This window comes from Metabacillus fastidiosus NBRC 101226 (genome assembly GCF_001591625.1).
Lineage (GTDB): Bacteria > Bacillota > Bacilli > Bacillales > Bacillaceae > Metabacillus > Metabacillus fastidiosus.
The window spans coordinates 1-5,932 of the sequence record NZ_BCVG01000163.1 but is presented as its reverse complement, the minus strand read 5'-3'; the positions used below and the strand labels follow the sequence as shown (position 1 = coordinate 5,932).

General features: G+C 33.9%; 4 protein-coding genes and 1 pseudogene. 1 reads left to right on the top strand and 4 read right to left on the bottom strand.

What is annotated here, in order from left to right; translation table 11 throughout:
• Nucleotides 1-146: 146 nt before the first annotated feature.
• Nucleotides 147-1,496: an N-acetylmuramoyl-L-alanine amidase gene (locus BFA01S_RS20580; protein ID WP_066235356.1), complete on the top strand. Its 1,350-nt coding sequence runs from the start codon at nucleotides 147-149 to the stop codon at nucleotides 1,494-1,496.
• 96 nt (nucleotides 1,497-1,592) lie between these two features.
• Here the strand turns inward: BFA01S_RS20580 and uraD are convergent, their stop codons facing one another.
• The 4 genes and pseudogenes from uraD to BFA01S_RS22160 all read right to left on the bottom strand — a co-directional run bounded on the left by uraD (nucleotide 1,593) and on the right by BFA01S_RS22160 (nucleotide 5,904).
• A complete protein-coding gene (gene uraD / locus BFA01S_RS20575; RefSeq protein ID WP_235843087.1) occupies nucleotides 1,593-2,252 on the bottom strand; it encodes a 2-oxo-4-hydroxy-4-carboxy-5-ureidoimidazoline decarboxylase in 660 nt (219 codons plus the stop codon).
• Between the two features lie 759 nt (nucleotides 2,253-3,011).
• On the bottom strand, nucleotides 3,012-3,752 hold the full coding sequence (locus BFA01S_RS20570) for a hypothetical protein (protein ID WP_066235354.1): 741 nt from the start codon (nucleotides 3,750-3,752) through the stop codon (nucleotides 3,012-3,014).
• Nucleotides 3,753-3,955: 203 nt separating this feature from the next.
• Nucleotides 3,956-4,378: a hypothetical protein gene (locus BFA01S_RS20565; RefSeq protein WP_066235352.1), complete on the bottom strand. Its 423-nt coding sequence runs from the start codon at nucleotides 4,376-4,378 to the stop codon at nucleotides 3,956-3,958.
• 176 nt (nucleotides 4,379-4,554) lie between these two features.
• Nucleotides 4,555-5,904 (bottom strand): annotated as a pseudogene (locus BFA01S_RS22160) (IS3 family transposase).
• Nucleotides 5,905-5,932: the final 28 nt, after the last annotated feature.

Sequence of the window (5,932 nt, the reverse complement as noted above, 5' to 3'; positions counted from 1 at the left end):
GTGTTCTACTGCCCGTTATGGCTGGGATAAAAAAAGTCCACTAAATCCCTATTTTAGTAAAAATTCGCTATATTTCTATTATTTTTTTGATAGAATAAAGATATTGCTAAAATTTTTCATAAAAATGATAGGAAGGAGTTTAATAATTGAAGAACAGACATATTTATTTACTAATGTATGCTTTGGTATTTTTCATTGTATTCAGCTATGCTTCACCAAACGTGTTAGCAGTGAAAACTACATATTCGTTTAAACAAGTGGAAGACGGAGAGACCCTAAAACAGTACTTAGGAGAGTTGGAGGATACAATCAACCGTGGTCAAATAACGGAGATAGATAAACAATATGATAAATACTCCACTCAAATAAAGGAAGTAGAAGCAACTATAGGAAAAGTTCCAGGTTCCGAAAATCGCCGGGTTTTACTAGATTACTATATTACACCTGCAAAAGTAGCGAAAGAAAGAGTTATTTATGAGGTATCCCAATATCGTTTATTGAATAAGCTGGATGCACTAATTAAACAAGGAAAGCTTTCTGAGGCTAAAAACGATTTTGCTGTATTGGAAAGATTAAAAAAACGGGCAGTTGACATTAAGGTTGCGGGAAACTATGAAAAGCTGCCCACTGGAATTCAGCAATCATTGCTTCAATTTGAACAAAGTTTAAAGAAAGACTACGAAACGAAGGAAAATACACCGAATGAAAATATCCCAACTGAAGATACAACAAGTGAATCTACGGTTGAGGCAGTTGTTTCCGCTAAGGAATTAAATGTCCGTTCAGAGCCATCCTTAGATTCGGAAGTGATAGGTAAATTATCTAAAGGTGACCGTATTACTGTTAATGAATTTATTGGCAATTGGGCAAAAACAACTCTTAACAATAAAGTAGGCTATGTTCACAAAAATTATCTTGTCTTAAATTCTTCTGAACAGCCGGCAGGTTCTCTACTGGAAGGAAAAATCATTACGATTGATCCAGGGCATGGTGGTAAACATCCGGGAGCAATTGGTTTTGGTCTTAAAGAAAAAGACGTTACCCTTGATATAGGATTGAAGGTTCAAAAGCTTCTGGAAGCAGAAGGAGCGAAAGTTGTTATGACAAGGACTAACGATGCCACTCTCGAATTACCGGAACGTACTGCTATCGCTATTAATAACAAATCAGATATATTTGTGAGTTTACATATAAATTCACATACAACTAGTTCACCAAATGGAACAGAGACATACTGGAATGAAAAATATCAAAGCAAGGAAAGTAAAAAGCTAGCTGAGAAAATACAAAATCGATTGGTTGAACTGCTTAATACAACAAATCGTGGTGTGAAAACAAAAGATCTTTATGTTATAAAGTATACAACAATGCCGAGTGTACTTGTTGAATTCGGGTTCATATCGAATGAAGCTGAAGCTAAGAGAATGAAGACTGATGAGTTCCGTGAAAATGCGGCGGAAGCTGTCCTGTTAGGAATATTGGATTATTATAAGTAATGATGACACTGATTGCCCCCAATTGTTACATAAACTAGCAATTGGGGGCAGTTTATTTTAGAGAGTCAAAGTTTATCGATTATTTTATATAAACGTCTACTTTTTAATAGTATCTTCCAAACGGAACCGCGATATTTTATAAACCTGCTGCAAAGCTTCATTCATCTCTTGTTCCCCTGTGTTATTAATGCGTTCCTTTAGAGCTGCCCGGATCGAATCTTTATTGTGGCCTTTGACCGCTATGATAAAAGGAAAACCAAACTTCTCGGTATACTCCTTGTTCAGCGCTAGGAATTCCTTATACTCTTGTTCGTTTAACTGATCCAAACCGGCCCCTTTTTGTTCACTGACGGAGGCCTCAGCCATTTTCACTCTTGCGCCCAGGTCGGGGTGAGCGCGAAGCAGGTTAAGTTTTTCTTCTTCGGAAGCGCTTTCAACAATCTTCTGCATTTGGGAATGAAGCTCGTCTAAAGAAGCAAACGGACGCTTTTCATATGCTTTTTCCGAAATCCAAGGAGAATGTTCAAAGATCCATCCGATGGATTCCACAAATACCGCCTTCTCCATTTGATTAACATCGTCTATTGTGATCTGGCCTTTTACCGGCACCTTGGCAGCAGTCTTTGTCTCTTCCTGTTTCTGATCGACGGCTTTCCCACTTTCCTCATTAGTATTGGAAGATTGAGAATTGCTAGTACAGCCTGTAAATAACAACGAACCTGCCAGTAGAGATACAGCATAGATTGATTTTTTCATAGAATAAAACCCCTCTCTTCTTCGGATATTTTCCAACATCAAAATTCTCTATCAGGTAAATAAGTATTAAATCTTATTTATCGGTAAAACTGTTAACTCTAGTTAATCAGTCATAAGAGCTTCAATGGTATACTCGTACGGTCGTAAATCCACTATCTCTTCGTAGTGAAGTAGCTTGTCAATAAACATAGTTTCAGTATTTTGATTGGGTCAATTTTTTTTAAATCACCTCACGGGTCTCGATTGCGTTGTGTGATAGAATCCGAGCTCGTGGAGTAATTAATTGAATCGTCTGTTGTGGAAATGTGGAATTTATACACGGACAACACCTCCTGATTAGCTTAAACAAGATTTAATTAAAACTTCATTGTTTTGTTTAGTGCAGTGACAGTTTCAAGAATCTTATCTGATTGCTTAACCTCTTGGTGTTAAAATTTTGAGGGATATTGTATACAATTTACATGTAATTTGTATTTTATAGCGTGAGTATTTGTTTGTCAACACAATATTTTTAATTTTCTTATAATTCAAAATATTACACCTGTATACTTGTGGTAGAAATCGGAATGTTAAACGATAAAGCAGCTTCTTCGATGGACGCTACTATCTCGTTTATATAATGAAATGTCCATTTTAAACTCAGCCGAGTATTTAGCCATAAAGAAACACCCCAAAAGTTAGATTTTTGTCTAACAATTGGGGTGCATTTCAAAATAAAGATCCTTTTTATAAAATAAAAGTAACTATTAATTGTAAGTATTACTTACGTCTTTTATAAACTAGTATTAGAACTATTATCAATAAAATAAGTCCAAATAATGTTGTAAATACAGGATAGAAAAGAGGAAAGAAATAAGTTACATAACCTTTAGTAATATCAGAGTAATATCCTATACCCATTGGTGAAATAGTAGCATAATTTATAAGTTGGACAGCTAAAGGATCATCACTTCTATGAGGGTAACTTAATATCTTTTCATTTACCTTTCCATCTTCCCTTATTGATATTATTTTCCATTTTATACCTTCCATCGACTCGTTAATCATCGTTATCTCCGTCAGCCTCTGAATAATTTTTATTTGTTTCTCACCAGTCTTTCGATCATAAACATTGAATATACCTAGCCATGAAAAGTAGCTGCTTCCTTCATCTTTGTTAGACAGCCATATCTCATCAGATGTAGAGATTTCTTTATCATTTAAAAAAAAATGTAATTTTACTATGTCTCCAGGTTCAATATTTTCAGTCTCTTCCCAATAAGTAGAAGGTGCTTTCCTACCAGTCTGCTCTTCTTCTATCTTTATATTTTTATTATCAATCATTAATTCCTGAACATCTAAATGACTCTCACTACCGTATTCTTGATAGACTTGATGTATTTCATAACGTACCGTCACTTTTTTATCAATCCAAAATTCACGAATAATACTAAACATTGGACTAAAGGAAATACCCAATAATAGACATGAACTAATAAATACAATGATTATTCTTCCCATTTTTTTCTCCTCTGTTATATCCTCTTTGTGCTACAATATCATGGTATTAGATAATCTTCTTTAAGTAAATTTTCCCTTTTATTTTTATAAATATTTCAATCTAGTTAAAATAAATCACATTATCGGCAGTAAAAAAAGATCTTCCATTGGAAAATCCTTTTTTACTGTTTATTGAATTAAGACATCCTTTGGCAAAATAGAGTTTAAATTTCTTCTTGGTATATTTCTAATTTTATTGGTTTTAAACTTAAAGGGATTTTAAACTCCTGAAGGTTTTCTATATGATTTAAAAAATCATCTATATTATCATAATCCATTGACCATTCTCCTATTTCCAGTCTTCTTAACTCATCTGTTGGTTTAAATAAAAATTCACAGTGAAGTTGTTCCATATGAGAATACTCATCTTCTTCATAAACAGTAAACTGACGTAAAAAATCAAAATAAAATAGTTCCTCCCCAGTAAAATCAAAAATACCACATTGAAATAGAATTTCTTTCTCTTCTTCTCCCATCACTTGTTCCTTGCAAAAAGCCTTAAATATATCCCAAACTTTTTCTATATCATTGGTATCTTCACCAATTTGATCTTTAAGATAACTTTCAGCATCTTTAATTGTAATCATTGCAACTCCTCCAATATTCTTAAATAAATGACCTTACTAAACTACATTATTAGTTAAAAAAAGTTTAAATTATTGAAAAAATCATTTTATATCCCTCTAGTTAATAAAACGGAAAATTTATACATATAAAAAAGGATCATTTGATTGAAGTGAACCCAAAAAGTTAGACATATATGTTAAGCAGCTACGGAGGATTGGACCCTGTATTGTACAGGGCTTAATCCTTTTAATTTTGCTTTAATGCGTTTGTAATTGTAATAGTGGATATACTTTTCTAATTCTAAAGTGAAATGCTCCATACTTTCAAACTCTTGTAGATAAAGGAGTTCAGACTTTAATAAGCCAAAGAAGTTCTCTATGACGGCGTTATCTAAACAGTTTCCCTTACGGGACATGCTTTGTGTAATGTGATGCTCTTTCAGTAAGTGCTGATACTTCTTCATTTGATAGTGCCACCCTTGATCCGAATGGAGTATAGGTGAATCTCCATCATTTAAACGTTGAAATGCTTGATCTAACATCTTTGTAACGAGAGGAAAGACAGGTCGCTTTTCAATATTGTAAGCAATAATTTCACCATTAAAAAGATCAAGAATAGGTGATAAATAAAGCTTTTCACCAAATAAATGAAATTCTGTGATATCTGTAACCCATTTTTCATTAGGCTTTGAAGCTGTAAAATCACGTTCAAGAATGTGAGGAGCGATGCTTCCGACTTTCCCACGATAAGAACGATATTTTTTCATACGTACAAGACACTTTAAACCTAATTGACTCATTAAACGATGTACCGTTTTATGATTGATGACATACCCACGGTTACGCAATTCCAGGGTGATACGACGGTAGCCATATCTTCCTTTATGTTCATCATAGATTTGTTGAATCATTTCTTTTATTTCTATGTATTTGTCAGGACGATTTAATTTTTTCATCCAGTAATAATAAGTACTTCGTGCAATACTAGCTACTTGTAGTAAGCCGACGATTTTGAATTCATGCCTCAATTCAAAAATTACTTGCGCTTTTTGACGCTCTGAGATTTTCTCTCCTCTTGAACCAAGGCATTCAACTTTTTTAAATAGGCATTCTCCATACGTAAACGCTCAATTTCAGCGAGTAATGCTTCTTCTGATCTTTCTACGGCTTGTTTTTTACTGGATTCTTTTTTCATGGATGGACGCCCCTTTTCCTTTGATTTAAGAGCGTCAATCCCTTGTGTTTCTAATAAATATTTCCATGTCCAAACAGTGCTAGATGAAGGAATATTATAAATTAATGTAGCTTCTTCGATGGACGCTCCTGTTTTTTCTATACAGTTGAGTACGTCCATTTTAAACTCTAACGAGTAGTTTGTATATCCTTCTTGGGGCAGCTAACGTTCCACTTTCACGAGACCTTGCCACCCATTTTTGTAACATCGTATAACTTACATTGTACTTCTGAGCCGTATCCCGAAGGGATTCAACACCATTAAGATAAGCATGAACGACTAATAATTTCGTTTCTAAAGAATATTTAGTCATAAAAAACACCCCAATAGTTAGATTTTTT

Coding starts and splice junctions, on each gene's coding strand:
- uraD (WP_235843087.1), bottom strand. CDS start 2,252: ATGAAAAAATCAATCTATGCTGTATCTCTACTGGCAGGTTCGTTGTTA.
- BFA01S_RS20570 (WP_066235354.1), bottom strand. CDS start 3,752: ATGGGAAGAATAATCATTGTATTTATTAGTTCATGTCTATTATTGGGT.
- BFA01S_RS20565 (WP_066235352.1), bottom strand. CDS start 4,378: ATGATTACAATTAAAGATGCTGAAAGTTATCTTAAAGATCAAATTGGT.